Below are 26,463 nucleotides of genomic sequence, written 5' to 3' on the forward strand. Positions count from 1 at the left end.
ACAATTATATGAAAAAAAACTCAAATCTCACCACGTAAAATATATTCAACTTTGCATCAAATCTATTTAAACAAATCTAAGCAATGAAAAGTCTGTTAAACGAAACTTATCAACTGCCAGCCGATGCCATTGAGTTTTATAAAAAAAATCGCTATATTAAGCTAAAAAATGTGTTAGATGCCGAAACACTGGCATACTATGGCGAGGCCATCACTCGAAAAGTAAACGAAATCAATAAGCAAGATAAGCCCATCGACCAAAGAGATACTTATGGAAAGGCATTTCTTCAAATTTTTAATCTTTGGCGTGAAGATGACACATGTAAAGAGTTTGTTTTGAGCAAACGTTTGGGGCAAATTGCCGCCGAATTGATGCAAGCAGAAGGAGCAAGACTTTACCACGACCAAGCTCTTTTTAAAGAAGCAGGAGGCGGAATAACACCGTGGCATGCTGACCAATATTATTGGCCACTAAGCACCGATAAAACTATAACGGCTTGGATTCCATTGCAGCCTGTTCCGCTCGAAATGGGTCCCTTAGAATTTAGTGCGGGAAGCCATGCCATTGTCGAAGGGCGTGAATTGGCTATCAGCGACGATAGCGAACAAAAGATTCAGCAAAAACTAAGAGTAACCGACTTTAAGCATGTAATCGAACCGTTCGATTTGGGCGAAGTAAGCTTTCATTCTGGCTGGGTTTTCCACCGTGCAGGTGCTAATAACACAGACCAAATCCGTAAGGTTATGACGATGATTTATATGGACAGAGATATGATTTTGAAAGAACCCGAAAACGAAAATCAGAAAAAAGACTGGGAAGTTTGGTGTCCAGGAGCAAAAGTAGGAGAAGTGATTGAGACTTATTTGAACCCTGTAATTTATAGCAAATGATACATTGCAAAGCCGCAGTTGCCAATGGAAAAGGTAGTTTTTCCATTCAAGAAATATCAATCGCCGAACCACAAGGTGATGAAGTTTTGGTCGAAATCAAAGCCGCTGGAGTCTGCCATACCGACTGGGACTCTCAGTCGTGGGGCAAACCTTTAGTAATGGGTCACGAAGGAGCAGGAATTGTTAAACAAGTCGGCTCAAACGTAAAATCGCTTAAAGTTGGTGATAAAGTCATGCTCAATTGGGCAATTCCGTGCTATGAATGTTTTCAATGTCAAGAGGGAAACCAACACATTTGCGAGAGAAACTCGGCCGTAACGGCAGGAAATAAAGTAAGCGAAGGACATGCCACTTTTACTTCGACTACTTTTAAAGATATAGCTATCGAAAGGGCTTTTAGTCTCGGAACAATGTCGGAATACACACTCGTTCGAGAAGCTGCTTGTGTGAAAATGCACGTCGAAATGCCATTTTCGTCAGCGGCTATTGTGGGTTGTGGTGTAATGACTGGCTATGGTTCAGTAGTAAATGCCGCCAAAGTAAAATCGGGTAGTTCGGTAGTGGTTTTGGGTACGGGAGGCGTTGGTTTGAATGTGATTCAAGGAGCGAGAATTTCGGGTGCTGGGAAAATCATTGCCGTAGATATTAATCCATTACGACTCGAAATGGCGAAAGAATATGGTGCAACGCACACTGTTTTAGCAGAAAAAAGCGATAAAGGCTTGACCGAAGCCGCCAAAGTTGTAAAGTCCATGACAAATGGACGAGGGGCCGATTATGCTTTCGAGTGTACTGCCATTCCCGAACTTGGGGCTGCTCCATTGGCAATGGTTCGCAATGCTGGTATGGCCGTTCAAGTGAGCGGAATCGAACAAGAGATTGTCATTGATATGAATTTATTTGAATGGGACAAAATCTATATCAATCCACTCTACGGCAAAACTCGTCCGCAAATTGATTTCCCGATTTTACAAGACCTTTACGCCAAAGGCGAATTGATTTTGGATAAAATGGTTACTCGAACGTATTCGCTCAATGATTTACCCAATGCCTTTGCCGATATGCACGCAGGCCGCAATGCTAAGGGTGTTATTGTGTTTTAAAAAATAGAATATGAGTCAATTTTTCACCACCGAAAAAGCTACTTTTCAAGGCTTAGATTTCATTACAGTAAAAAGTAATGCCCTAAAACAACGTGCTGATATTACGGTTTATGCTCCGTCTGGTTCAGGAAAATCAGCAACTCCTCTTGTTATTTTGTTGCATGGTGTTTATGGCAGTCATTGGGCGTGGGTAATGAAGGGTAATGCCCACAAAACCGCCCAAAGTCTCATAGAAACTGGGAAAATAAAACCGATGATTCTGGCAATGCCTTCGGATGGACTCTATGCCGACGGAAGCGGTTATATTACACATAAAACTGCTGATTACGAACGCTGGATTCTAGAAGATGTGATTAAAGTAATGAAAGAACAATATCCACAAATAACTGATAAATCTCCAATTTTTATTGCTGGACTTTCGATGGGTGGATTTGGAGCTTTGCGTTTGGGAGCGAAATATCCTAACGTATTTAGGGCTTTTTCTGGACTTTCTTCCATCACTCATTTCAATCAAATCGGTGAATTTGTGGCTGATTTTGAGCAATTAAAACAAGATGCCTTAGTGCAAGATGGTGTTTTAGAATGGATTTTGAGAAATCAGAACCTCATCCCTACTTTCCGATTTGATTGTGGAACTGATGATATTTTAATAGAATACAATCGGCAATTACACATCGAACTTGAAAACCACAGAGTACCACACATTTATGAAGAATTTTCGGGCGGCCATACTTGGGAATATTGGACAGAACATCTTGCTAAAACCTTATTATTTTTTAACGAACAGTTGGGATAAAATAAAAAAAGCAAGAGAAAATCTCTTGCTTTTTCCAACCTAAACCTAATAAATTCTAATGACAAAACGGAATATTTGATAAATCAATATTCTGCTTAATAATATGTGGGAACGAAATAATTAAGCCTCTAAAAATTAACCATAAGCCGATTAATGAATACGTAATGGGAATTAGTTTTGGAAGTTTTGAACCGAATGTTTTTCTTAGCCAAGTTGCCCCCAAACTCACCCCCAACATCATCGGTAATGTACCTAAACCGAACAAAAACATAAATAACATTCCATCAGTAAGTGCTTCAGTGAGAAATGCTCCACTTAATGCCGCATAAACCAATCCACAAGGCAAAAAGCCATTTAAAACACCAAACGAGAATTGTGTAGTCAGTGAATGTTTTTTTAAAAGCTTTGATAATGTCCCTTTTATATAGTTTGTAAAGCCAAATACATAATTATTCAGGCTGAGTTTTTGCTGCCAAGTTTTGGGTAAAAATACGCCAATCAAAATCAAAGCACCCAAAAGTATAGAGAGTGACTTTTGCGACATAAAGTAAGTGGTACTTTCACCTATAAAACCTACAAATAAGCCAAGAATCGAATAAGTCAACAATCGCCCAACGTTATATAATACTCTTCCTGCGATAAATTTCCAGCGTTTGGAAGTATCGGCGGGTAACATCATGGCGATTGGCCCGCACATACCAACGCAGTGCAAACTACCAATAAAGCCCATTATGAATGCTGAGTAAAACATATTTTTAGACAAGATATATTAGACAAAAGATATTAGACAAAAGACAAGAGAACGCATTTCAAAAAATCTTTTGTCTTTTGTATCATTTCTGATTACAAAGTCATTTTTTCTTCTTTGTAATATCCTTTGCCGTCTTTATTCCACGATACTTTTACCACCCACAAACCTCGGTCGAGATTTGCTACTGGAATTGATTGACTTTCGGTATTGGCAATGTCGAGATTTAAAGAAAAGTCTTTACGTGCATCGGCTGGGCGATAGAAATTAATTTTACCCGTTGAGCCAATTGACTCTTTCGGAAAATCTAACTTAACAGTCTTGCTTTCAGATACATAATCAAATTTCAATTGTGTAGAAAGTTGATTTGTGTTATTCATCTGGTCGATGTTATCTTGATACGCCAATTCTTTTTGGTAATAATCTTGACTAACCAAATGAATATCGTCTTGTTGAAGGCATTTCCAGACTAAAAAGCCCATAAAACCAACAAAACTTAAATAAACGATTGCTATTTTTTTTCCCCAGTTCATTTTTTTTGAATTAAGAATGGAGAATTAAGAATTAAAAATTAGAAAAATCGTTAAATTTTTGAACTTCCGAGTGCAAAAAAACATATCATTCTTAATTCTCAATTCTTAATTCTTAATTAATTAAACTACTCCGCTGGCCCTAAGAAGTTGGTTTTTACGGTTTCTACGAGCGTATTACCGTTATAAACTTCAATTTTTAGTGGCGTTTTTATTTCTGTGACCTTATTTCTTGGCATATCTAAGAAAAATACGGCATCAGTTCGGCCTTGCATTGGCACATTGAGTATCCCGCCTTGAATGCGTATAGTACCCTTATTATCAGCCACTTTGAGTGTCAGTTGAATTGGTTCAGAAGTTTTATTGATAAACTGAACATTATATAAATTACTGATAATTCCGTTTGGTTGCTCCTGATACATTTGCCCAGGTACACGCATAATTGTGGTTTCGACCATTGAGCGATTTATCAATAAAAATGCTTCAACCGCAACCAAAAGCACCAAAACAACCGAATAAGCATAAGCCCTGACCGACATTTTGAATGGTGTACGTTTTTCAATACTTTCTTGAGATGCGTATTTGATAAGCCCAGTTGGTTTATCAACTTTTATCATTACTTCATCGCAAGCATCAATACAAGCTGTACAGTTGACACATTCGAGCTGAGTTCCGTTACGAATATCAATTCCTGTTGGGCAAACTTGCACACATAATGCACAATCAATGCAATCTCCGTGTTTTTGACCATTAACTTTTTCAGGATTTTTTGTAAGCTTACCTCTTGGTTCGCCACGCACGAAATCGTACATAATGGCCATTGTACTACGACCCATCAAAACCCCTTGCAAACGACCATACGGACAAATGGCGATACACACCTGCTCACGCAAACGAGTAAAAACAAAGTAAAATAGAGCAGTAAAAACAATGATTCCGATAAAGCCCGACCAGTGTTCAGCGGGTGAAACCTTTACAATATTGATGGTTTCTTCGATTCCGATGATGTAAGCCATTGTGAAATGGGCAATAATCACCGAAAAAACAATATATATAAAATGCTTGAGCGTCTTCTTTCTAATTTTTTCGGAAGTCCACGGACCGCTGTCGAGTTTGTGTTGTTGACGTGCGTCACCCTCAATCCAGTATTCTATTTTGCGGAAAATCATTTCCAAGAAAACTGTTTGTGGACAAGCCCAGCCACACCAAAAACGGCCATAAACTACCGTAAAGAGAATGATAAATACAAAAAAAGTAATCATTCCTATACCAAACAACACAAAATCTTGAGGAAAGAAAGGTTGACCAAAAATCACAAACTTTCTCTCAAAAATATTCATCATTAAAAGCGGTTGACCACCAATTTTGATGAAAGGAACAGAAAAGAAAATCGTTAGAAAAATAATTGTAGCAATGATTCTTTTGTTATGAAAACTTCCCTTTGGTTTTTTAGGATGTAACCAAATGCGTTTTCCGTTGGCATCTACCGTGGCTATTGTATCACGGAATTCTTCTTCATAAAACTCTTCGATAGTTGATGATGTATTCATTTTGTTTTTATAGAGGTTCGGCGTTGCGTTTGTTGTGCCGAATAAAACCCCAACCCTTTACCTACAAGCAAAGGGTTGGGAGTAGGTTTTATTTAACTGCTGACGAATCAGTAGCTATTTTGTCTCCTTGCGGAGCTTTTGCATTTGGCGGATTTGTACCCGCAATCGACATTATATAGTTCGATACATCTTGCATTTCGTTTGGTTTCAAGGTAGCTTTCCAAGCAATCATACCTTTTTCTGGAACACCATTTTTAATGGTTTTGAAAACATCGCTGATAGTTCCACCGTGCAACCAGTATTCGTCAGTAAGGTTTGGTCCAACTCCACCTTCACCCGCTGCACCATGACAAGCGACGCATTTTCCTGTAAAAATCTCTTTGCCTTTGGCTACAACTTTTGCATCAGAAACTAAGAGTTTTACCGTTTTTTCGTCAATACTATTCGCATTTTTAGCTTGGTATTCTTCTATTTGCTTCTCAGCCACGGCTACTTCATTTAAATATTCTTCCTCCTGTGAAGGGCTTGAATACCAAACGTGATAATCGAGCAGGTAGAAAACAGCAAATACAATCGTAGCGTAGAAAAGATATTTCCACCAAGGTGGAAGGTGATTGTCAAGCTCCCTAATTCCATCATAATTGTGATTCAATAAAATCACTTCTTCTTTTTCCAAAGGCACTGCCCCTGTTAAGCCTTTCCACCAAGTATTGAAGCTAAATGCTTCGATGATTTTACCACTTCGCTCGGCATCAATTTGTTTTAAGGCACGGAAAATTCCGAACACTACAAACAAAATGACGATTGCAAAAATGACGAGAGTTACCAATACCAAGAATAGAATCAATTCATCTCCTGTTTTGAATGATAAGTTCATTTATGACAATTTTAATGATTAATAATTTGTTTTTAGTCGATGGTCCACGGACGAAAGTCGATAGTTTAGTCCAGACCCCGATTCTTGAAAACCTATTTTTCGTTGTCGAAAGGAAGGTTTTCCATGTGCTTTACATATTTTTTGTCTGCTTTAAAAACCCAAAAACCGAGTGCAGTAAAAAAAACAAAAAATACAACTAATGAGAAGATGGGAAATATTGAAACCCCTTCTATGCTATTTAATGCGTTTCTGAACATAGTTTTATTTGTTTATTAGTCCACTGTCGATGGTTGATAGTCATCGAATTTATTTCCCTATTGACAGTGGACTATTGACTAAAGTCATTTTACTGCTGTTTGCTCTTTCTTGATGTCAGTACCCATACGTTGTAGGTAGGCAATCAAAGCGATGATTTCTTTGTCTCCTTTTGCTGTGATTTTGGCATCGGCCAAAGATTTTACGATACCTTCTGCTTGAGCTTCGGCATTAGCGATTGCTTCATCTTCAAAGCCTTCTGGGTATGGAACACCCAAAGTCCGCATGGCATTTATTTTATCCGGTAATTGATTTTTATTGTATTTATCTGATAATAACCAAGGGTAGGTAGGCATAATCGAACCAGGCGACATTGTTTGTGGGTCCATCATGTGGTTGTAGTGCCAGCTATCTGGATATTTACCACCAACACGGTGCAAATCTGGCCCAGTACGCTTAGAACCCCACTGGAACGGGTGGTCGTAAACGAACTCACCTGCTTTTGAGTATTCTCCGTAACGCTCAGTTTCAGAACGGAATGGACGAATCATTTGAGAGTGACAAGTATAACAACCTTCACGGATGTAAATATCACGACCTTCGAGTTCGAGCGGTGTGTATGGTTTTACTGATGCAATAGTCGGAATGTTTGATTCAACCAACCACGTTGGAATAAACTCAACAGCCCCACCAATGATAACAGCAACTAAAGATAATAACATGAACATCACTGGTTTACGCTCAACAACTGAGTGCCATCCTTCGCCAGTAATCGTAACATTTTTAACCAACACTGGAGCTTCATCATATTCGTCAGCTACAAAACTTCCTTGACCAGCGGTTTTGATTAAGTTATAAATCATGATGAATGTACCAATCAAATAAAGTAATCCACCGAAGGCACGCATGGCGTAAAGCGGAATCAATTGAGTTACGGTTTCTAAGAAGTTAGGATAAGCCAAGAATCCTTCTTTTGTAAACTCTTTCCACATCAAACTTTGCGTGAAACCTGCCCAATACATTGGCAATGTCCAGAACAAAATACCGAGTGTTCCTACCCAAAAGTGCGTATTTGCGAGTGATAATGAGTATATTTTGGTTTTCCACATTCTTGGTACCATCCAGTAGAGCATACCAAAAATCATGAATCCGTTCCAGCCTAAACCACCTACGTGAACGTGAGCAATTGTCCAGTCAGTAAAGTGAGAAATTGCATTTACGTTTTTCAACGATAACAATGGGCCTTCAAAAGTTGCCATACCATAAGCAGTAACCGCAACCACGAAGAATTTTAAAACTGGGTCTTCACGCACCCTATCCCAAGCACCACGAAGTGTCAAGAGACCATTCAACATACCACCCCAAGATGGAGCGATGAGCATGATTGAGAACACTGTACCCAAACTTTGAGCCCAATCAGGCAACGAAGAATAAAGCAAGTGGTGAGGTCCAGCCCAGATATATAAGAAAATAAGTGACCAGAAGTGAATAATTGATAATTTATAAGAGAAAACTGGGCGATTAGCTGCCTTTGGCATGTAATAGTACATCAAACCTAAAAACGGAGTGGTCAAGAAAAACGCAACCGCATTGTGGCCATACCACCACTGAACGAGGGCATCTTGTACACCCGCATAAAGCGAGTAACTTTTTGTCCAAGAGATTGGTAATTCAAACGAGTTTACGATGTGAAGCATCGCAACAGTGATGAAAGTAGCAATATAAAACCAAACTGCTACATACATGTGTCGCTCACGGCGTTTGATAATTGTACCAATCATGTTGATGCCAAAAACTACCCATATCAAGGCAATCGCAATATCAATCGGCCATTCTAACTCGGCATATTCTTTTGATGTGGTGATACCAAGTGGTAAAGTAATTGCTGCCGCCAAAATAATTGACTGCCAACCCCAAAAGTGTATCCAACTTAATAGTCGGTTAAACATCGGTGTTTTCAATAATCTTGGCATTGAATAATAGATACCCGCAAACATGGCATTGCCGACGAATGCAAAAATGATGGCATTGGTATGCAGCGGACGAATACGACCAAAAGTGGTGTACGGAATTCCGAAATTGGCAGTTGGCCAAAACAATTGGGTAGCCGCTGTAAGACCAACCAACATTCCGACAACACCAAAAATGACGGCCGCAATCATAAAGGCTTTTACAACTTTATTGTCGTAATAAAAACCTTCTAATGCACCCCCACCCCCTGAATGAGAGTCGCTACTGAAAAAAGGTTTGGCAAATAATCGCATAAGATTTGGTTTATGGTAGATAGTTAAAAACTGAGGTATGAGACTTGAGATATGAGAATCATTAATTCATTCTAAATTCTACTCTCTGAAATTCTTATATCTTTTAATATCATGGTGTAAAATTACAAGCAGACCCCAGCCAAAAACATGACTGAGGTCTGAAGAAAACATGATTAAAATCATAATATCAGTTGAGCGATGGAGCTGGCTCATAAGTAGCAATAAATTTGCGGAAACTAAACTTTGTTTCACGATAATCTGACTCAAAATATTTCATTTCATCGTTGAGATAAGCACGGTCTTTTCGTTGCTCTCCATCCAAAATATTATCTTCTTTTACACCCTGAGCAACTTCTTTTTCAATAACACTTAATTCTTCAAGTAAACGTTTGGTTAATCGTTGAAAATGGTGAAACTGTTTCACAAATTCTGCTACCATAAGCGAATCACGCGATTGAGAAATAGTTTTGGTTTTGTATTCGTCGAGGGTTTTCAAGAAAAAAGTGGCTTCTTGTGCAACTAATTCGAGTTCATTTCGCCATAATTTATGCTCAAAATGAGCGTGATTCAATTGATTTAGTTTAGAAGTTGTCATAATATTTTTATCTGTTTTGAGTTCAATATGACCAAACCTATAAGGTTTTGAACGGTGCGATGTTTCGCAACCACATAGGTTTTATAAATTTTTATCAGAAAGTAACAATCTCTGCTTCATTGATAAATGGTGCTGGCACTTCATCATAAATACTAAGCAAAGGAACTGATGGATGATAAGCAAACTTGCGAGTGACGCTTCGATTGAAAATAACATCTAAAAATGAATGATGACGAGAAACCATCACCAGCAGGTCGGCACGGTGAATTTCCAAAAACTCTTTAATACCTTTCTCTACATCAGCATTTTTAATGTAAAAATCATTGACTTTTACATCGCTGAAATAATTATGGTATTCGTATTTTGCCAAGCCATCGAATTCGTCTGCCGATTGATTATCTTTTAAGACAGTCAAGAGTGTTAATTGTGCATCTTTTTGTGCGAGCAAATCTTTGAGATTATCAAAAACTTTCAAATCACTCACTTCATTATAATCAACGGCCATTGCCACATTTTTAATTGGGGTAATTGGCGTATTGTTAGGAATAATAAGTGTATTTGCCTTAACATTGCGTACAACATCAGTAGCTACACTCCCAAATAAAAGATTATTCCCTACACCACTTGCTCCCAAAACTACCAAATCGTATTGGTTTGTCTGATTCAAAATCTCAATAGCACTCGCTGTTGAAACTGGCATATACTCTGCCCGAAATGTATGAAGAGACTCATTATCAAACTGTTTCAACCCTTTCATGAAACCTCCCATCAGATTTTCGGCATTTACTTTCAAATCATCTAAGACATACATGGCTATTTCGGGTTGAGTATTGGTTGTGTAGGTATTTAACAACGTAAACTCACAGGCTGTATCGCTAAACATTGCCAAGGCATAGTGAATAGCTCTTTCAGATGCTCTGGAAAAATCAGTTGGAAGCAGAATCTTTTTCATGGTGAAGCTAATTTTAGATTGATTAAACAAATTTAAATATCAACTTCTACTCAAAGCATGACCTGCATTTGGGGACAATATGATAGAAATCAGTTTGTTGAAATGAAACCTAAAAAAACCTCTTTGCAATCTCATTATTGAGCGTTCTGGCTATTTCTTGAGCAGAAAATTCGAGTTTTAAGCCTTTGGGTTGCCCCACAACATCTTCAAGCAGGAAAATAATCACTTTGGTAGTTCCTGCTTTGCTTTCAATACCAATTTGGCGATCAAATGCTTTCCAATCTGCAATCAATTTCAAGTGTCGTTGTGAAACTTTTTCTTCGATTGCCTTAAAGAATAGTTTTTGAGAAGCCTCATCTTGCTTGAAAATATCTGATTCGAGCAGAAAACGTTTTTGTTTCAAATCATAAATTTCCCAATCTTGAGTTTCGCAACAAGGCGTTTCGGAGGTTTTACAGTTTCCTGCTTTCTGAAAAAATCCGAGAAGGTCGTTTTGAACAGCCGTGACATACGTCATTTTGTAGAAATAATGAAACGATGCAATATCAAGACATTCGTTGTCGCCATCACACGTACCAAAAAAAGTCATTCCTGAAAGCCAATCATTTATATAATTCTGAACCGTAGTATCACTCAAACCACTAATAACTGCATGGCTGGTTTCCCATTTACAGTCAAATTCTTTGTAATACTCGGTATATTTTACGTTTTTGACCGAAATTGATGTGTTTTTATTCTTGAAGATTTGAGTTTCGGGAACATTCAAAAATGCACTGTGCTTCTGTGCCGATGCTTCCGAATAAGAAAAAAATAGCACTAACATCATAGTGGTTAGTGCTATCGTGTAAACGCACTTCGAACCTGTTTGTTTCATAAATAGCCTTGATTTATGAAACAAAAGTCTTCAAAAGCCGAACAAAATTTATTGAGAAATATCACAGATAAAGATGACCTTACTCATCTTTCTTTTTTTTCGATTCAGGACTCTGAACAGGGTTATCGAACAACATTCTGACCGATGGCGTGTAAGTATCGTCGTACTGCCCATCTTTGGTTGCCCAAATAAATGCTCCTAAAAAACCACCTGCAACTAAAATTGCGGCTATTGCTAAAAATAAGATAATGCTCATAGTTGTATTTAATGTAGAACAAGTCTCCCGACTTGTTCACGGTTTGTCCAAACAAGTCGGGAGACTTGTTCCACTAAAGTTTCCTAAAACGTGCAAATAAATGCGTAAGCCCAACCGCAAAAAGTACCACCGAAATCGAGCTTAACGGCATAAAAATAGCTGCTAAAACTGGTGAAAGTTCGCCAGTTACGGCCCAACCGATACCAATAAAATTATAAACCAACGATAGCACAAAACTTGCTTTCACGATATTGAGTGATGTCTTGCTAAATTTCAGAAAATCAGCTAACTGACCGAATTTTGAAGCATCCAAAATAGCATCACAAGCGGGCGAAAACACTTTAATATCTTCACTGATGGCAATTCCAACATTACTTTGTCGCAAAGCACCCGCATCATTTAGGCCATCACCAATCATTAAAACGTGATTGCCTTTTTGTTGCTCTTGGTTGATAAAATTGAGTTTATCTTGCGGTTTTTGCTTGAAATGAACCGCATTTTCTTTGAAATAAGGTCCGAGTTTATCTTTATCGGCATCGTTATCGCCCGAAAGAATGAAGAGTGTAAAACTTTTGCTTAGGTTTGTCAGAATCGTTTGCCAGTTTTTGCGGTAAACAGTTTCAACTACAAAATAGCCAATCAAAATGCCATTAATTTCGAGAAATGAATGTGTATGTTTTACTTCTTTATTGAGTGCGGATTTCACAAAACCTCCTTTTCCGAGTCGCACCAAATTTTCAGCTATACTTGCTTCAATTCCTTCTCCTTGAAATTCTTGGAAATAAACAATCGGCAAAGCTTTGAATTCTTTGATATTCAACGAGTTAGCAATCATTTTACTCAATGGATGAGCCGATTGCATGGTTAGAGTTTTTACGAGTTTTTGTTCAAACTCGCTTAATTCAGAACCAATAAAAATCACCTTCTCAGAGTTACTTTCGGTCAAAGTTCCTGTTTTATCAAAGGCGATTTCGTTTACTTCGTTGAGCAGTTGAATTACACCTTGATTTTTTACATAAAATTTATTTCGCCCGAAAATTGCCATCGTTGTTGACATCGTGAAGGGCATCGAGAGCGTCAAGGCACACGGACAAGCCACCATCAAAACAGCAGTTATCGAATTCCAGAAAAGACTTGGTTCAAAAAACGCCCAATATACACCTGCAATGGTTGCAATTGTAAAAGTGATAGCTGTAAAATATTTACTAAACAAATTAGCTAATTCGGTTGTAGGCATTACTTTTTCTTTCATAAATGCCTCATTATTCCAAAGTTGGGTCAAATAACTCTGCGAAACTGGCTTCTGCACAATCAACTCCAAACGTTCGCCTTTTTGGCGTCCACCCGCAAAAAGTATATCGCCAACATTTTTGCTTAGGGGGTCAGATTCACCAGTTACAAAACTATAATCAATCATTCCTTTTCCTTTTGAAATGATGGCATCGGCAGGAATCAACTCTTGGTGATGAATAAAAATAGTATCACCTTTTTTGAGTTCCATCACATTCATAAATGACTCTGCATTTCCACGTAAAACCTTAACAGCCAACGGAAAATATGACTTATAGTTTCGCTCAAAAGAAAGATAGTTATAAGTAATTTGTTGCATCCATTTCCCGACCAATAAAAAGAAAACTAAACCCGCCAAACTATCATAATAACCCGCCGAATTATTAACGAATGTTTCGTAAATACTACGTCCGTAAAGTGTTATGATAGCAACCGCAATCGGAATATCGACACTGAAAACATCAGTGGTTTTCTTGAAATTCTCTTTGATTGAAATCCACGCACCGTTCAAATAATCATAAGCTCCGTAAAAGAAAACGGGCAACGAAAGCATGAAATTGAAATAGAGAAAAAACTTTTGGTAAGTAGCATCAATGCTATTTTTGAGGTCGAGGTGAAAATATTCAGGAAAACTCATCATCATGATATTTCCCATGCAAAAACCAACCACACCGATTTTCAGAATCAAACTTCGCTGTGCGGTGTTTTTTTGTTGGGGTTTGTCGGAGCTTTCCAAATTAAGCAATGGCTCATAACCCAATGTAGCCAACAATTCAACAATTTCTTTCAAACTAACCTCAACAGGATTATAACTCAAAGAAAGTTCTTTCTTGATAAAATTAAGCCTGGAGGTAATTACACCTTTTTTAACTTTATTAAAATTTTCAAGCAACCAAACGCACGAACTGCAGTGAACGGCTGGCACATAAAAAGTAACTTTACTCAACTCACCCGACTGATAATCAAGCAATTGAGCAACAATATCTCTTTCATCGAGATAGCTATATTTCCCTTCGAAGTTTTTGGATTTTAGACTAATTCCAGCGTTATTGTTGAGGTCGTAATAGGCACAAAGATTATTATCCTGCAAAATTTCAAACACCGTTTGACAACCATGACAACAAAAATGTTTGTCTTCAAAAGCAATCGAATCATCAGGACATTCATCTCCGCAATGATAACACACCAATTTTTCTTCAACCTCGGCTATCATATTCATTGCATCAGTTTTTGTGGTTCGCTATTCATAAAATCATTCATACCTTTTCCCAACGTATTTTGTCGTTCGAGCGACCAATAATTGGTAAAAGACGATTCGAGCCAAGTTTTGCCTGACTTTCTAAATATTGAGATTTGGATTCCCATATTATCCCAAAAAAGCCTTTCCACCTCTGAAACTTTCATTTCAGGCGAAATCGAAAAACTTTCAACTGTCTTTTTATGCACAATATCACTCAACTGACAATTATGATAGGCATCGCTCATCTCTTCGCCACGATAATAAATTTCGAGGCGAAGAAATGGATAGATTTCATTGAACTGCCTTATCAAATCAGTTGCATTTATGTCAGGTTTTACAAAAAGTATCATCGGTGTTCCATTATTAGAGATTGAAAGTTGGGGAACTAAGTGCTACGCACAATTGAGAATGTATAATTAAAAATGGATAATGCTGATTATCAACAAATTACAATAGTTTAATTTTACAATGGATTGGTTCTTAGCACTTATGTAATTTATATCAGACAACCGTCAGAATCGAAATAGTATCATTTTTTGCCAACCGTTCAGTATTGGTATCGGTAAAGAATCGCTCGAAAATATTGTGTTTTCTCGGAAACGTAATTATCAAATCGGCATGCGTTGACTTAGAAAAACCTAAAACAGCCTTCGAGAAATCTCCACCTTCGACAATTGTATAAGTATGCGGCACATTTTTCAGTAACTCTCTGATTTTCAAGGCACTATCTTTGGCAAAATCTGACTCTTCAGTAACAGTATAAAGATTTACAACTGCATCTAAATCTCGGAGAATACTTACAGTTTTACCCAAAACTTCAGCATCAATATCATACCTAAAATCAAGTCCTAAAACAGCATTCTGAAATGTAGAATATTTTGCTCTGGGCGGTACAATCAGCATTGGAACTTTGGTATGATGAACCATCGAAGTTGCTAAACTGCCAAAATATCTACTTCCCAATGGCGAATCACCCACACTTCCCATAATCAATAAATCGGCACTCGTTTCTGTCAAAGCATCGCAAAGAGCATCAATAACTAAACCTTCTTTTACTAAAATATCAATCTCTAAGACTGGCGAAAACTTCTTGATCAAGCGAGTCTTTAGGCGTTTGAGCATATACAAGCTATGTTTTTCTAAATCTTGAGCCGAAACCGCCAACATACTCATTTCCGAATCAAGCGGCATTAAATAGCGATACGCATGAAAAAGAATAAGTTTTGCTCCAGTTTTAATAGCAGTTTGGGCGGCCGTTTGGGCAGCTTTTCTTGAACCTCTCGAAAAATCAGTTGCAAATACGATGGTTTTCATAACGTAGCTTGTTTTTAGATATTGATTCTATAATTTCTACGATACAAATTTTGGGGTTTTATCAATCAATTATTATGACATTTGTCATAAGCAAATATGATATTAATAAAACGCTACACTTCCGAAGAGAAATTTTTATCTTTGACCCTAAGTATTTTTGCAAATAATGACGAAAGTCATATTTTCGCACCTCACTATTATCCTAACTTGCCCGATGATTGCAACCAATATTTCAATTGCTGAAAACGACATGCTGAATCAGGTAGAAGCTATTTTTCAATTTGCTACAGAAGCCATTCTTATTACGGATAACGAAGGGAAAATTATCAAAGTAAATCCAAGCACCGAAATAATGTTTGGCTACGCAGCAGATGAATTTATAGGTCAACCGATTGAAATATTAATACCTAACCGCCTGACTGAAAGGCATATAAAACATCGACAACAATTTTCTGAATGTCCGCACGCTCGTTCGATGGGAGCAAATTTCGATTTGTTTGCGAAACGGAAAGACAATTCAGAATTTCCTGTTGAAGTGAGTCTGAGTCCATATACAAATAGTCAAGGAAGTTTTGTAATTGCCTTTATTATTGATATTAGTATCAGGAAAAAGGCTGAAAATCAACTCATTGCCTATAAGGCAGAGCTTGAAAAAGAAGTGGAAGAACGTACAATGATTCTTAAGGAAGCGATTCAGAAACTCGAACAAACCAAAGACGAACTCGATAACTCATTGAAACGTGAACGAGAAGTAAATTCGATGAAGTCAAGATTTATTTCGATTGCTTCGCACGAATTTCGCACACCATTGGCCACGGTTTTGTCTTCGCTTTCGTTGGTTGAGAAATACTCTACTTTGCAAGAAGAAGAAAAACGAATGAAGCACATAGGTCGAATCAAATCTTCGGTACGAAATCTGACTGACATTTTGAATGATTTCTTGTCATTGAATAAACTCGAAGAGGGCAAAGTAATGCTAAACATCGAAGCCTTCAATCTGCATGATTTGATTGAAAATCTGCTGCAAGAATTACAGGGAATCACAAAAAAAGAGCAGAAAGTTATTCTTTTATGTTCAAATAACGGCAGTTGTTTGGTAAACCTCGATAAAACGCTTATCCGAAACATTATCATAAATTTAGTATCAAACGCCATTAAGTTTTCGCCCGAAAACACAAATATTACAATTAGTGCCAATTTATCAGAAAATGAAATTAAACTAAGCGTTTCCGATCAAGGCATTGGAATTCCCGAAGTTGACCAAAAACATTTGTTTGAGCGTTTTTTCCGTTCGAGCAATGCAGGAGAAATTCAAGGTACAGGACTGGGTTTAAGCATAGTGGCTCACTACGTAAATCTGCTGAAAGGCACAATCACATTTAAAAGCAAAGAAAACGAAGGCACAACATTTTTTATAAACCTTCCTCGAAATTTTTAGAATCGCATGAAAAAGATATTGCTCATTGAAGATAATACCGAAATCAGAGAAAACACAGCTGAGATTCTCGAACTGGCTGATTATCAGGTAGTAACTGCCGAAAACGGCCGAGTTGGCGTTGAAAAAGCCCACGCTGAAAAACCAGATTTAATCATCTGCGACATCATGATGCCAATCATGGACGGTTACAGTGTACTACATTTACTCTCAAAAACGCCCGATACCGCAAACACGCCGTTTATTTTTCTGACTGCTAAAGCCGACCGATCAGATTTCAGAAAAGGCATGGAAATGGGTGCCGATGACTACATAACCAAACCTTTTGATGATGTAGAATTGCTGAATGCCATCGAAAGTAGATTGAAAAAAGTGGAGCTTTTACAAAAAAATTACACACAAGATTTAGGCGGACTCGACGAACTAATCAGTGATGCAGGTGGCGACCAAGAACTAAAAAAACTACTCGAAAGTCGTGAGGTGAGAAGCTACAAAAAGAAAAGTGAGATTTATCGTGAAGGAGATTATCCACTTTATTTATTCTGCATTATCAAAGGCAAAATCAAAACTTTCAAAACCAACGATGATGGTAAAGAACTAATAATTAATATTTACGACAAAAATGATTATTTAGGTTATGTAGATTTGCTACAAGAAAGCAACTACACCGAATCAGCAGCAGCGATGGAAGATTGTGAAATTTGCCTCATTCCGAAAAATGATTTTTATAACCTCGTTCATAAAAACCGCCAAGTTGCTCAGAAATTTATACAACTACTTTCCAACAATGTTAAAGCCAACGAGGAACAGCTACTCAAACTGGCCTATAATTCGGTAAGAAAACGTATTTCGGAAGCATTATTGAAATTCCATAGCCATTTAGTAAAAGAAGGTACGGCCAGCAATAATATGAAAATCAGTCGTGAAGACCTCTCAAACGTAGCTGGCACCTCGCTCGAAACTGCCATCCGAACACTTTCTGACTTCAAAGACGAAAAGCTTATAGAAATTGAATCTGGAAAAATTACGATTTTGAATTTGGAGAAATTGAAGCGGTTGAAGAATTGAATAAAAAAAAGTTTAAAGGGCTTTGAAAATTTGTTTTTTCAAAGCCCTTTTTATTATATTTGAGTTTCAAAAAGCGTATTCATACAACCATTCAATTCTTCAATGAACAAACTATTTGTTTTATTTTCACTGTTACTTTGCATTCTTGGCTGTAAAAAAAAGCAAGCTGCCGAACCACAACCAACTGGTACAACTCCAACCGTACAAAAACTTAGCTATAATGGTTCACAAAGAGACAATCAATATTTAACAAAAATAATTAGTACCTTCAAAAATTACAGTTATCTACAAAAAGACTCTTTGTTAGTAAACTACGATGTCAATAAAAAAATAGTTAATACCACAAATTACCAGTTCCGCTCAGGGTCTTCAAGTGCAACAAATCGGTTCATAAAAAAATACGAAACCACTTTTATCTATGATAGTAAAGGTAATTTAACTGACTGTAAAACTATTGACCTTGAGTATCAGTTTACTGCAACATTTAAGTTTGAATATGATGAGGCTACCAATAAACTCAATAAAGTTAATGGTGCATATCAAAGCGGCAATTATTCAGAATTTATTACAAAATTAGAAGATACAGACAAAGGATTTAATCAATTAAGAAATGGTTTTTTACGAGTAGAGAATACATTTATTGATGAAAATCTAAGTAAGTATTTCGAAAAAGACTCTCCTATAACATTTGAATATCAAGGCTATAGTGCGACCAAATTAAGTCCATTTTATGCCTTGCCAACAAATATGCAGAAGGTATTTTACTGCACCGAAAATATTATTCAGATTTTCAATTTTTCGATTGAACATCTAAATATCATGAGTAAAAATGTGCCTTCTAAAATTATATCTTCGGGTGCAATGAACACCACTATTGATTTAAGTTCTACCGCAAATCAAGCTGGTTATGTAACTGAAATTTCAATTGGAGATACATCTTCGAGTTTTTACAGAAAATTCAATTTTTCATACAACAATAAATAATGAAACGAGTAATCTTATATCTATTAGGCTGTTATTTGTTTATCTCTTCGTGTAAAAAAGAAAGTACAAATCCAGCAAAATACCCGTTGAAATCCTATACAATTTTGGCAAATCAGTTTAATATTTCAAATGTACGAGACTCGGTTTTACTTGAATATAACAATGGTCTAATAAGTAGAGCAACTTCCCATTACAAATATGACCTAAACAGCATAGGTCCTGTTAAGAGTTTAAATTTTGTTTATAACAAAAATAAAATTCAATCAGTAAGTTCCATCAAAAATAATACATCCTCAACCATAACCGTAGAATACGATAGTGATAATCTTCTAAAAAGTATTGTATCTCCGAATAGCACATTTTCCATTCGATACAATACCGCCCTAAAAGTGAGTGGAATTAGATTTAGTTTTAGTAGTTTTTACGATTTTGAAGTTAAAGATGAAAACATGGTTTCGATAAATAGGTCTGGTAATATTCAAAAAAATGAATTTGACACAACTAATAATCCATTTTACTATTTACCAGATGACGTCAAACTCATTATAATGTCCGAATTCGGAAATTCAATTTTCTTAAATTACTATAATGGTTTTTCTAAAAACTCATTAAAAAGCTATTCGCAAGACAAAAAAGATTACATCATTAGCTACAAATATAACAAAGCCAATTTGCCCGTTGAGGCAATTATCACAAGTAATTCGCAGAAAATAAACACTTTGAAATTTTACTACTAAATGAAAAAACTCATTATAATTACTATAGCCATCACATTGACTATAATTTCGTGTAAGAAAGAAACCGAAATAGATGCTACAACAGCACCTCCTCCAACTCCCAAAAGTTATATTTCAAAATTGACAGTCAACGAAATCTACAATAATAAAAAAACTCGTGACCAAGAATTCAGTTTTTCATACGATTCCAAAGGAAGACTTGAGAGCATTGCTCAGACCCATATCTATTATGATTTAAACACAGGAGCAGTTTCAAGTAAAAATCAATCTACGGCCTTTATCTCTTATAATTCTGAAAATTTAGCATCAGAAGTGAAAACGCTAAATAAAATCAGTGATGGAACCGAAAGTATAAATATTGATAGATTTATATATGATAAAGATAAAGTTGCAGAAATACGGTCTTTTTCATTGCAGAATGGAATTGAGAAAGCATCCTCAGAAATACTTATCTTTAATTATAATAATAAAGGCCAACTAACTTCAACTTCAATGGAGAATATAGTAAGGTCTTCTTATAATTACACAAATGACGTCCACATTTCAACAAACTTTTTTGCTACATCAAAAACTGAAGTGTTGTATCAAGAAAATGTACTCAACCCTATAGCTAATTTTTCTAATGCTCAAAAAATAATTGTTAGCAGAATAATTGAAGACCCTTATCTTTTTGGCTTTGGTTTGATCAGTAAATTTTATCCAAAGAAAACAGTAAGCGGAAATACCACTTGGGATTATGAGGTTAGTACGAATAATCAAAATTTACCAACCAAAGTACTTAGAAATTATTTTACCTATAACGTAATTCAAACCATGAATTTCGAGTATAAAACATTTTAATTTTATAAACTAAAACCTGAGCAAAATCATATTTCAAATACCTTAAAGATAAAGGAAGTCTTCGTTTGAAACGAAGACTTCCTTATAAAACAACTCTTAAATAACTCTCCCCATCGCAGGGTCGGTGAAACTTTCTCGGCCCGTTTCTACGTGGCCAGCATATCTTTTCTCAAAGGTATCATTTCCTTCAATTTTCACCGAAAAATCGTACCATTGGTGGCTATTTTGTAAGTTTAAAACCAAATTTGCCGTTCCGCCTTTTGGTAAGTCCAGCACCTTTTTGCCCGTTTTGTAAGACAAATCATTGATTTCAACTTTCAAACTTCGGTTATCTTTGTTTTGTAATTCAATCACCACATTACCAGTCAAACTTTTTTTGGCGGCATCGCTGGCTTGGTATTTCAATTTGGTTTCGAGTTGTGGCTGAGTTTCGTTACCAGCAAACGAGCGGTAAAAGCCATTTGGGCCAAAAACTTCTACTTTAAAATTTTTATTAGTAAATGCATCTAAAGCCCAAGTATCAATAAGCATATCGCCACTTTTTACAGCATAATTACGAGTTTTCAGCTCATTATCAGTAAAGTATGCCACAAAAGGACAACCTTTGGCTTTCTTTCCAAATACTTTATTATCAACCCCAAAACTTACTTCAAAAGATTTTTTATCATCACTCAAACGCCCATCAACGTACAATTCATACGGAATTGATGTTGCCTTACGAATCCCCTTTTCTTGTTTCGGAAGCCATTCATAATCTGCATTTTGCGAGTTTACGCTACTAATTTCCTCGGCAGTTAGTGGTTTAAAATTAGATGGTAATTTCTTAAATTTTGCTTTATGAACACTTTGAATAAATGGCTCTTTGGCAACAAAAGTTGGCAAGGCAATCTTTTCACCGTTATATGGTTTAAAAGTTGAAGTGAGGTCACCGCAAACGGTTCTACGCCAATCGCTGATATTGGTTTCTGTGATTTCTTTCTTGGTTTTGTGTTTTAAAAACTTCTCCAAAAACTGTAAAATCGATGTATGGTCAAAGACTTCTGAGCAGACGTTTCCGCCCCTACTCCACGGTGAAGCAATCACCAATGGTACTCTAAAACCTAAACCTATTGCATCTTCACGGGCGTCTTTTTCAGGGTCTTTGTATTTACGTTGTTTTTCGTGAACCAAGTTTACTTGCTCAACTGAAGTATCAATTCCAGCAGAAACTTTGCCCGTATTTGGTTTTGTGTGATGTGGCGGCACAAATGGCGGAACGTGGTCGAAATAGCCATCGTTTTCATCATAAGCTAAAATAAAAATGGTCTTTTTCCAAACTTCTGGATTTTTTGTCAGAATATCCATCACTTCCGAAACATACCAAGCACCGTACCACGGGGCCCCAGGGTGGTCAGAGAAGTTTTCGGGAGCAACCAACCACGTAACCATCGGCAATTGCTTATTTTCAACATCTTTTCTGAATTGATACAAAACATCTCCTTTGGGAACTTCTACCTTTCTTGGTGTGCCATTATCATCGTATTCGAGCGTAGTCAATTCATGATAATGAGGGTCGTTGCGATTATTGGTAAAAGCTTTTCGGTGTAGATTTTTATTAAAATCATTCAATTTCTCGAAGTTTTCGGGCGTATATTGTACCAAATCTTGCTTCAAAATTTCGTAATATGATTTCTTACGAGTCAATTCTGTTTTTGCTTTTTCAAGTTCCGCTCCATTGAGCGAGGCCAGATTTTTTTCGAGCGTAGCAATATCTTTCGGCAAAATATCATTCATTTTCTGAATGTATTTGTAATATTCGGGCGAAAATTTCACGGCATACTGCTCAAACCATTCAATCGGATTATCGGTAAAATTAGCAAGCCAACCTTCTTCTTCACCTTCAAAACCGACTGGTAAACTGATTTCGTTTTGGTAGATTTTCCAAGAAATACCATTTTCTTCCAATCTTTCGGGGAAAGTTTTCCATTTTGCCCATTTTCCGTAATCAACGTCTTCATTTTTTACGTTGGCTTTTGCACCAAAATCAGCTTTTTCACGAATTGTTCCTGTCCATAAATACAAGCGATTGGGCGTTGTGCCTGTCAATGACGAACAGAAATTTTGGTCGCATACCGTAAAAGCATCGGCCAAAGCATAATAAAACGGAATATCTTCACGGTTATAATACCCCAAAGTCAGTGGCATTTCTTTGTAGGCTTTGTTGCCCGACTGCTTCACGTGCAGCCATTTGTCATATTTGCCATTATTGCGGGCATCGACTTGGTTTTCCCACGAATGCGGCAACGAACTCATCCAAGTAGCGTTGGAATCTTTTAAATTGAGTCTGAACGGGGCAAAAGTTTCTCCTTTGGGGTTTGATTGCAACCAAACTTTATTTTTGTTTGGCAGACTAATGGCTCGTGGGTCATTGAAACCACGCACGCCTTGAAGTGTGCCATAACTGTGGTCGAATGAGCGGTTTTCCTGCATTAAAATTACTACGTGTTCGGCATCCCAAAAGGTACTGCCCTCGGCAGGATTAATGGCCAATGCCTTTTGAATTGATGGAGGCAAAACGCCCATCAGACCAGCTCCACTGGCTAATAAAGTTGCTTTCTTGATGAAGTCTCTTCTGGATTCCATGTTAGGGTTGAATAGTCTCTGAATTTTCACCGAAAATACTGCTTTATTAAATATTTTTAAAAATTAGAGCATTATTTTTTTGTTATTAATCCATCGAAATAAAAAGAGTAGCTTACCGAATAAGCTACTCTTCTAAAAACTCACATCTAAAACCTTGACTATTAACAACTTCAATGACTTGATTCGAAATACTTTGACTACTTTCTGTTCTTAAAATCTTATCACAATCATTGAGGTCAAAATTAAAGTTTGCAGATGGAAAGCTTAGTTTCAATACATTTAAAATGGCTTTTGCCGTAGTTTTATTCCTAATATCAGTCTTAAAAACTTCAATCATGTTTTTGTTTACCTAATACAATTAACTCTTATCTAAAACTTAATCCTGCTTCGGTCAATGCTTTTTGAAGTTTGGGAATAGAGGTCTTACCCATTCCATGAAGTTTCAGAATTTCAATCTTGTTAAATTTTGATAATTCGTCTAAAGTATGAATGTTCCTGTTTTCTAACGCTCGCCGTGCAGGAGCAGGAAGTAAGCTTAAAAAGCCATCTTTAGGCTTACTATCTTGCTCACAAACTGGACAAGTTGGACATTCGCTACTTTTGAAAAATTGATGACCTTTCTCGCAAATCTTTAGCATCTTTGGTAAATCCTTAATTTTCAATCAATTCTAATAACTCGGCTATAACTCTCTGTAATTCAGTTTTTTTAGCCAAAATATCAGCCATATCTTTAAAATATACCATTCTACGGTCTTTATAATCGCCTTCCAAAATGGCAGAACTTACTTTCGGAATGGCATCATTATGAAAAATTAAATGTACTTTATCTTGCATTCGGTGATTGAATGTCAAAAAATCTTCTTTACAATAATAGCTTGGAGCTTTCCACTTGATTTGTTCCGAAATTCTGGCATCTGTTTCTTTGATAATTACTCTCAAAGCTTCAATTTCGGCTTTCAAAGGATGCTCCAATTCTTGCATATAAGTTGCTACTTTTTCGGCATCAGTCATTCTTTAACCAACTTATGGTGATAAATGTATGAAACAGCTAATATAGCAAACATTAAGAGCGGAAAAAATGCCATTCCCGAAACACCATCGACCGCAATATGAGCGATTGTGGCTGAAAGAAAATCAATTCCAAGACCCACATAAGCCCATTCTTTGATACGTTTTGGAGTAAAAGGTAACACAATTAGAATAGCACCTATAAACTTAGCAATCCCTAATTCCCAGTGAAACCACATTGGTAAACCCAAATGCTTTGTACCATCAAGTGCCATCTGGCTATTTAAGTAAAAGATTCCAGGAATAATGAAAAGTGCGATGATGCCCGTGCTAATCCAATAAATAATTTTGTCTTTTTTCATTTCGATTTATGCGTTTAGGAGTGTTTGAATATCAAATTTTTTCATTTTCATAAAGGCTTTTACAACTCGTTGCCCTTTTTCAGAGTCTGAAACCAATTTTCCTAAAATTGTAGGCACAATTTGCCACGAAAGTCCGTACTTATCTTTCAACCAACCGCACTGACTTTCTTCGCCACCTTCGGTGAGTTTTGCCCAATAATAATCAATTTCTTCTTGACTTTCGCAATTAACCACGAGTGAAGCCGCTTCGTTGAATTTGAATTGAGGGCCGCCATTGAGTCCCATCATTTTTCGGCCATTCAACTCAAAAGTGACCATCATAGGATTTGCGGAAGTGATTTTTGAGTTCTCAAAAACCGAGCAATAAAACTCGGCTGCTTCTTTAGCTTGACCATCAAACCAAAGGCAAAGAGAAATTTCATTATTCATAGTTTTTCATAATTTTAATATGCTTTTAGCTCTTTTAAAATAGCTTTTGTAATTTCTTTTCTTGCCTTTGAAAAGTTTGGATTACTTTCATCGACTGGTTTGGTTATTCGGGTCGCAAAAAAATAGACATTTTCGTTGGTCTGTAAATAGCCCACGTGCCAACCAATATCACCTCCGTTGTGCTTTGTCCAACCTGTTTTGTCTCTTAAAATGTAATTTTCTGTTTCCTCAGAAATCATTATTTTCTTCACTTTTTCAATGGTTTCTTTAGAAAAAGGCAAATTATTTTCGTTCAATTTCACTAAAAATTCGATTTGATTTCTCGGAGTAATCGCAAAATTGCCATAATTCCAAAAATCCACTCCTTTTTCTGTTAAATTACCATTGCCATAATCGCATTTTCGAAAGTATTTCTTGTAGTTTTTCCTTCCAATTCTCTTCGCCATTTCTACATAAAACCAAACGGTAGAATTCTTAAAGGCAGTTTTTAAATCGGTGTCTTTATTCCAACTTTCAACTCTTGCTCCAAAAAATGTTTTTTCCGTACCGTCCCATTTAATCACTTGGCTTTCGTCGATTACAACCTTTTGTTCTAAAGCAATTAATGAATTTAAGATTTTGAAAGTCGAAGCGGGTAAAGTTTCTTTTTCCGTGTCAGAGCTATCCGAATACAACCATTTTTTGTTTTTTAGGTCAAAAATTGTTGTACTGCCTTTTAACGAAAAACTTTCAAACGGTTTTTGTGAAATTGTTTGCCCAAAAGCATTTGTAAAGAAAAAAGTTAGTAGAAATATAAAGCCCAGTTTCATTTTTATGGTCATTAATATAATTTAAAAACTGGGTTAATCTTTGTTAAACTCATAACAAAGAAGTGTAATTCCACAATCAAAACCTTGTGCTTTTCTCAATGTAAGTCCTTGTTTAGCAGATAAACTTTGAAATATAGGCATTCCTTTGCCCAAAACCGAAGGATTTACAAAAAGATGGTACTCATCAATCAAGCCTTCTTTTATTAGAGAAGAAACAAATGACCCTCCACCATATACGATTATGTCTTGGCCTTCTTGATTTTTTAAGGCATTGATTTCATCAACAAGATTTCCTTTCGCTAAAATAGCATTCGACCAATCAGCACTTTCAAGTGTTTTTGTGAAAACTACTTTGTGAGTTTCACTCATTTTTTTGGCAAACCCTTGCTCTTCGTTTTCGATTTGTGCTGCACCTGCCCAATGTGGAATAAAACCTTCGGCCAGTTTTCGGCCTAAAACGATACAATCGACATCATCAGTAAGGGCTGAAACATAATTTTTTAGGGCATCATCCCAGTTCCAAACCATCCAATCCATTTCACCATTTGGACCAGCAATAAAACCATCGACCGACATTTGAACTTGTAATTTTAGCTTTCTCATAATTTTTGTAAGATTTAATGCCACAAAACTAC

Annotated in this window: 28 protein-coding genes; 8 read left to right on the forward strand and 20 right to left on the reverse strand. The window is 36.6% G+C overall.

What is annotated here, in order from left to right; genetic code table 11:
- Positions 1-83 precede the first annotated feature (83 nt).
- The 3 genes from ABR854_RS08195 to ABR854_RS08205 are packed head-to-tail and all read left to right on the forward strand — an operon-like array spanning position 84 to position 2,789.
- Positions 84-890, forward strand: coding sequence for a phytanoyl-CoA dioxygenase family protein (locus ABR854_RS08195; protein ID WP_350264920.1), 807 nt, complete (start codon positions 84-86; stop codon positions 888-890).
- The gene (locus tag ABR854_RS08200) at positions 887-1,993 is read left to right on the forward strand and encodes an alcohol dehydrogenase catalytic domain-containing protein (protein ID WP_350264921.1); all 1,107 of its coding nucleotides are present in this window, start codon (positions 887-889) and stop codon (positions 1,991-1,993) included. The genes ABR854_RS08195 and ABR854_RS08200 overlap by 4 nt, the downstream gene beginning before the upstream one ends.
- A 10-nt stretch (positions 1,994-2,003) precedes the next feature.
- A complete protein-coding gene (locus ABR854_RS08205) occupies positions 2,004-2,789 on the forward strand; it encodes an alpha/beta hydrolase (RefSeq protein ID WP_350264922.1) in 786 nt (261 codons plus the stop codon).
- Between the two features lie 55 nt (positions 2,790-2,844).
- Here ABR854_RS08205 and ABR854_RS08210 read toward each other — a convergent pair whose 3' ends face one another.
- From ABR854_RS08210 to ABR854_RS08265, 12 genes are all read right to left on the reverse strand, one after another.
- Entirely contained in the window at positions 2,845-3,540 is a 696-nt protein-coding gene (locus ABR854_RS08210) for a sulfite exporter TauE/SafE family protein (RefSeq protein WP_350264923.1), read from the reverse strand.
- Between the two features lie 92 nt (positions 3,541-3,632).
- On the reverse strand, positions 3,633-4,070 hold the full coding sequence (locus ABR854_RS08215; RefSeq protein WP_350264924.1) for a FixH family protein: 438 nt from the start codon (positions 4,068-4,070) through the stop codon (positions 3,633-3,635).
- Positions 4,071-4,195: 125 nt separating this feature from the next.
- Positions 4,196-5,617, reverse strand: a complete 1,422-nt coding sequence (gene ccoG, locus ABR854_RS08220) for a cytochrome c oxidase accessory protein CcoG (RefSeq protein WP_350264925.1) — start codon at positions 5,615-5,617, stop codon at positions 4,196-4,198.
- An 88-nt stretch (positions 5,618-5,705) separates the two neighbouring features.
- Complete coding sequence (locus ABR854_RS08225; RefSeq protein WP_350264926.1) at positions 5,706-6,494, reverse strand: cbb3-type cytochrome c oxidase N-terminal domain-containing protein; 789 nt, start codon at positions 6,492-6,494, stop codon at positions 5,706-5,708.
- 341 nt (positions 6,495-6,835) lie between these two features.
- Positions 6,836-9,013 carry a cytochrome-c oxidase, cbb3-type subunit I gene (gene ccoN, locus ABR854_RS08230; RefSeq protein ID WP_350264927.1) on the reverse strand — a complete coding sequence of 726 codons (2,178 nt, stop codon included), beginning with the start codon at positions 9,011-9,013 and terminating at the stop codon, positions 6,836-6,838.
- A gap of 187 nt (positions 9,014-9,200) precedes the next feature.
- Positions 9,201-9,608 (reverse strand): hypothetical protein, encoded by a 408-nt coding sequence (locus ABR854_RS08235; protein WP_350264928.1) that lies wholly within the window; start codon positions 9,606-9,608, stop codon positions 9,201-9,203.
- A 94-nt stretch (positions 9,609-9,702) separates the two neighbouring features.
- Positions 9,703-10,560: a universal stress protein gene (locus ABR854_RS08240; protein WP_350264929.1), complete on the reverse strand. Its 858-nt coding sequence runs from the start codon at positions 10,558-10,560 to the stop codon at positions 9,703-9,705.
- Between the two features lie 109 nt (positions 10,561-10,669).
- A complete protein-coding gene (locus ABR854_RS08245) occupies positions 10,670-11,434 on the reverse strand; it encodes a hypothetical protein (protein ID WP_350264930.1) in 765 nt (254 codons plus the stop codon).
- Between the two features lie 79 nt (positions 11,435-11,513).
- Entirely contained in the window at positions 11,514-11,690 is a 177-nt protein-coding gene (gene ccoS / locus ABR854_RS08250; RefSeq protein WP_350264931.1) for a cbb3-type cytochrome oxidase assembly protein CcoS, read from the reverse strand.
- 73 nt (positions 11,691-11,763) lie between these two features.
- Positions 11,764-14,199, reverse strand: coding sequence for a heavy metal translocating P-type ATPase (locus ABR854_RS08255; protein ID WP_350264932.1), 2,436 nt, complete (start codon positions 14,197-14,199; stop codon positions 11,764-11,766).
- A complete protein-coding gene (locus tag ABR854_RS08260; protein ID WP_350264933.1) occupies positions 14,196-14,570 on the reverse strand; it encodes a hypothetical protein in 375 nt (124 codons plus the stop codon). Before ABR854_RS08260 ends, ABR854_RS08255 begins: the two co-directional genes overlap by 4 nt.
- 151 nt (positions 14,571-14,721) lie before the next feature.
- Complete coding sequence (locus tag ABR854_RS08265) at positions 14,722-15,534, reverse strand: universal stress protein (RefSeq protein ID WP_350264934.1); 813 nt, start codon at positions 15,532-15,534, stop codon at positions 14,722-14,724.
- Positions 15,535-15,700: 166 nt separating this feature from the next.
- Here ABR854_RS08265 and ABR854_RS08270 point away from each other — a divergent pair, with 166 nt between their 5' ends.
- The 5 genes from ABR854_RS08270 to ABR854_RS08290 all read left to right on the forward strand — a co-directional run bounded on the left by ABR854_RS08270 (position 15,701) and on the right by ABR854_RS08290 (position 20,598).
- Complete coding sequence (locus tag ABR854_RS08270) at positions 15,701-16,972, forward strand: PAS domain-containing sensor histidine kinase (RefSeq protein WP_350264936.1); 1,272 nt, start codon at positions 15,701-15,703, stop codon at positions 16,970-16,972.
- Positions 16,973-16,978: 6 nt separating this feature from the next.
- On the forward strand, positions 16,979-18,037 hold the full coding sequence (locus tag ABR854_RS08275) for a response regulator (protein ID WP_350264937.1): 1,059 nt from the start codon (positions 16,979-16,981) through the stop codon (positions 18,035-18,037).
- A gap of 102 nt (positions 18,038-18,139) precedes the next feature.
- Positions 18,140-19,021, forward strand: coding sequence for a hypothetical protein (locus ABR854_RS08280; protein WP_350264938.1), 882 nt, complete (start codon positions 18,140-18,142; stop codon positions 19,019-19,021).
- Positions 19,021-19,758: a hypothetical protein gene (locus tag ABR854_RS08285; RefSeq protein ID WP_350264939.1), complete on the forward strand. Its 738-nt coding sequence runs from the start codon at positions 19,021-19,023 to the stop codon at positions 19,756-19,758. The genes ABR854_RS08280 and ABR854_RS08285 overlap by 1 nt, the downstream gene beginning before the upstream one ends.
- Positions 19,759-20,598, forward strand: coding sequence for a hypothetical protein (locus ABR854_RS08290; RefSeq protein WP_350264940.1), 840 nt, complete (start codon positions 19,759-19,761; stop codon positions 20,596-20,598).
- Between the two features lie 96 nt (positions 20,599-20,694).
- Here ABR854_RS08290 and ABR854_RS08295 read toward each other — a convergent pair whose 3' ends face one another.
- From ABR854_RS08295 to ABR854_RS08330, 8 genes are all read right to left on the reverse strand, one after another.
- The gene (locus tag ABR854_RS08295; protein ID WP_350264941.1) at positions 20,695-23,220 is read right to left on the reverse strand and encodes a phosphocholine-specific phospholipase C; all 2,526 of its coding nucleotides are present in this window, start codon (positions 23,218-23,220) and stop codon (positions 20,695-20,697) included.
- A 124-nt stretch (positions 23,221-23,344) separates the two neighbouring features.
- Positions 23,345-23,557 (reverse strand): hypothetical protein, encoded by a 213-nt coding sequence (locus ABR854_RS08300; protein ID WP_350264942.1) that lies wholly within the window; start codon positions 23,555-23,557, stop codon positions 23,345-23,347.
- A gap of 28 nt (positions 23,558-23,585) precedes the next feature.
- On the reverse strand, positions 23,586-23,858 hold the full coding sequence (locus ABR854_RS08305; RefSeq protein ID WP_350264943.1) for an RNA polymerase alpha subunit C-terminal domain-containing protein: 273 nt from the start codon (positions 23,856-23,858) through the stop codon (positions 23,586-23,588).
- A 13-nt stretch (positions 23,859-23,871) separates the two neighbouring features.
- On the reverse strand, positions 23,872-24,231 hold the full coding sequence (locus ABR854_RS08310) for a DUF1801 domain-containing protein (protein WP_350264944.1): 360 nt from the start codon (positions 24,229-24,231) through the stop codon (positions 23,872-23,874).
- On the reverse strand, positions 24,228-24,590 hold the full coding sequence (locus tag ABR854_RS08315; protein WP_350264945.1) for a DoxX family protein: 363 nt from the start codon (positions 24,588-24,590) through the stop codon (positions 24,228-24,230). Before ABR854_RS08315 ends, ABR854_RS08310 begins: the two co-directional genes overlap by 4 nt.
- 6 nt (positions 24,591-24,596) lie before the next feature.
- Positions 24,597-25,019: a VOC family protein gene (locus tag ABR854_RS08320; protein WP_350264946.1), complete on the reverse strand. Its 423-nt coding sequence runs from the start codon at positions 25,017-25,019 to the stop codon at positions 24,597-24,599.
- A gap of 14 nt (positions 25,020-25,033) precedes the next feature.
- Entirely contained in the window at positions 25,034-25,840 is an 807-nt protein-coding gene (locus ABR854_RS08325; RefSeq protein WP_502881187.1) for a penicillin-binding transpeptidase domain-containing protein, read from the reverse strand.
- Positions 25,841-25,861: 21 nt separating this feature from the next.
- Positions 25,862-26,431: a dihydrofolate reductase family protein gene (locus tag ABR854_RS08330; RefSeq protein WP_350264948.1), complete on the reverse strand. Its 570-nt coding sequence runs from the start codon at positions 26,429-26,431 to the stop codon at positions 25,862-25,864.
- Positions 26,432-26,463: the final 32 nt, after the last annotated feature.

Origin of the sequence: Emticicia sp. W12TSBA100-4 (genome assembly GCF_040253585.1) — a bacterium.
In the GTDB taxonomy this organism is placed as follows: Bacteria; Bacteroidota; Bacteroidia; order Cytophagales; family Spirosomataceae; genus Emticicia.

Coding starts and splice junctions, on each gene's coding strand:
- ABR854_RS08210 (WP_350264923.1), bottom strand. CDS start 3,540: ATGTTTTACTCAGCATTCATAATGGGCTTTATTGGTAGTTTGCACTGC.
- ABR854_RS08330 (WP_350264948.1), bottom strand. CDS start 26,431: ATGAGAAAGCTAAAATTACAAGTTCAAATGTCGGTCGATGGTTTTATT.
- ABR854_RS08275 (WP_350264937.1), top strand. CDS start 16,979: ATGAAAAAGATATTGCTCATTGAAGATAATACCGAAATCAGAGAAAAC.
- ABR854_RS08270 (WP_350264936.1), top strand. CDS start 15,701: ATGACGAAAGTCATATTTTCGCACCTCACTATTATCCTAACTTGCCCG.
- ABR854_RS08255 (WP_350264932.1), bottom strand. CDS start 14,199: ATGAATATGATAGCCGAGGTTGAAGAAAAATTGGTGTGTTATCATTGC.
- ABR854_RS08205 (WP_350264922.1), top strand. CDS start 2,004: ATGAGTCAATTTTTCACCACCGAAAAAGCTACTTTTCAAGGCTTAGAT.
- ABR854_RS08235 (WP_350264928.1), bottom strand. CDS start 9,608: ATGACAACTTCTAAACTAAATCAATTGAATCACGCTCATTTTGAGCAT.
- ccoG (WP_350264925.1), bottom strand. CDS start 5,617: ATGAATACATCATCAACTATCGAAGAGTTTTATGAAGAAGAATTCCGT.
- ABR854_RS08215 (WP_350264924.1), bottom strand. CDS start 4,070: ATGAACTGGGGAAAAAAAATAGCAATCGTTTATTTAAGTTTTGTTGGT.
- ABR854_RS08260 (WP_350264933.1), bottom strand. CDS start 14,570: ATGATACTTTTTGTAAAACCTGACATAAATGCAACTGATTTGATAAGG.
- ABR854_RS08285 (WP_350264939.1), top strand. CDS start 19,021: ATGAAACGAGTAATCTTATATCTATTAGGCTGTTATTTGTTTATCTCT.
- ABR854_RS08245 (WP_350264930.1), bottom strand. CDS start 11,434: ATGAAACAAACAGGTTCGAAGTGCGTTTACACGATAGCACTAACCACT.
- ABR854_RS08280 (WP_350264938.1), top strand. CDS start 18,140: ATGAACAAACTATTTGTTTTATTTTCACTGTTACTTTGCATTCTTGGC.
- ABR854_RS08310 (WP_350264944.1), bottom strand. CDS start 24,231: ATGACTGATGCCGAAAAAGTAGCAACTTATATGCAAGAATTGGAGCAT.
- ABR854_RS08325 (WP_502881187.1), bottom strand. CDS start 25,840: ATGACCATAAAAATGAAACTGGGCTTTATATTTCTACTAACTTTTTTC.
- ABR854_RS08200 (WP_350264921.1), top strand. CDS start 887: ATGATACATTGCAAAGCCGCAGTTGCCAATGGAAAAGGTAGTTTTTCC.
- ABR854_RS08225 (WP_350264926.1), bottom strand. CDS start 6,494: ATGAACTTATCATTCAAAACAGGAGATGAATTGATTCTATTCTTGGTA.
- ABR854_RS08320 (WP_350264946.1), bottom strand. CDS start 25,019: ATGAATAATGAAATTTCTCTTTGCCTTTGGTTTGATGGTCAAGCTAAA.
- ABR854_RS08300 (WP_350264942.1), bottom strand. CDS start 23,557: ATGATTGAAGTTTTTAAGACTGATATTAGGAATAAAACTACGGCAAAA.
- ABR854_RS08195 (WP_350264920.1), top strand. CDS start 84: ATGAAAAGTCTGTTAAACGAAACTTATCAACTGCCAGCCGATGCCATT.
- ABR854_RS08295 (WP_350264941.1), bottom strand. CDS start 23,220: ATGGAATCCAGAAGAGACTTCATCAAGAAAGCAACTTTATTAGCCAGT.
- ABR854_RS08305 (WP_350264943.1), bottom strand. CDS start 23,858: ATGCTAAAGATTTGCGAGAAAGGTCATCAATTTTTCAAAAGTAGCGAA.
- ABR854_RS08240 (WP_350264929.1), bottom strand. CDS start 10,560: ATGAAAAAGATTCTGCTTCCAACTGATTTTTCCAGAGCATCTGAAAGA.
- ABR854_RS08265 (WP_350264934.1), bottom strand. CDS start 15,534: ATGAAAACCATCGTATTTGCAACTGATTTTTCGAGAGGTTCAAGAAAA.
- ABR854_RS08315 (WP_350264945.1), bottom strand. CDS start 24,590: ATGAAAAAAGACAAAATTATTTATTGGATTAGCACGGGCATCATCGCA.
- ABR854_RS08290 (WP_350264940.1), top strand. CDS start 19,759: ATGAAAAAACTCATTATAATTACTATAGCCATCACATTGACTATAATT.
- ccoS (WP_350264931.1), bottom strand. CDS start 11,690: ATGAGCATTATCTTATTTTTAGCAATAGCCGCAATTTTAGTTGCAGGT.
- ccoN (WP_350264927.1), bottom strand. CDS start 9,013: ATGCGATTATTTGCCAAACCTTTTTTCAGTAGCGACTCTCATTCAGGG.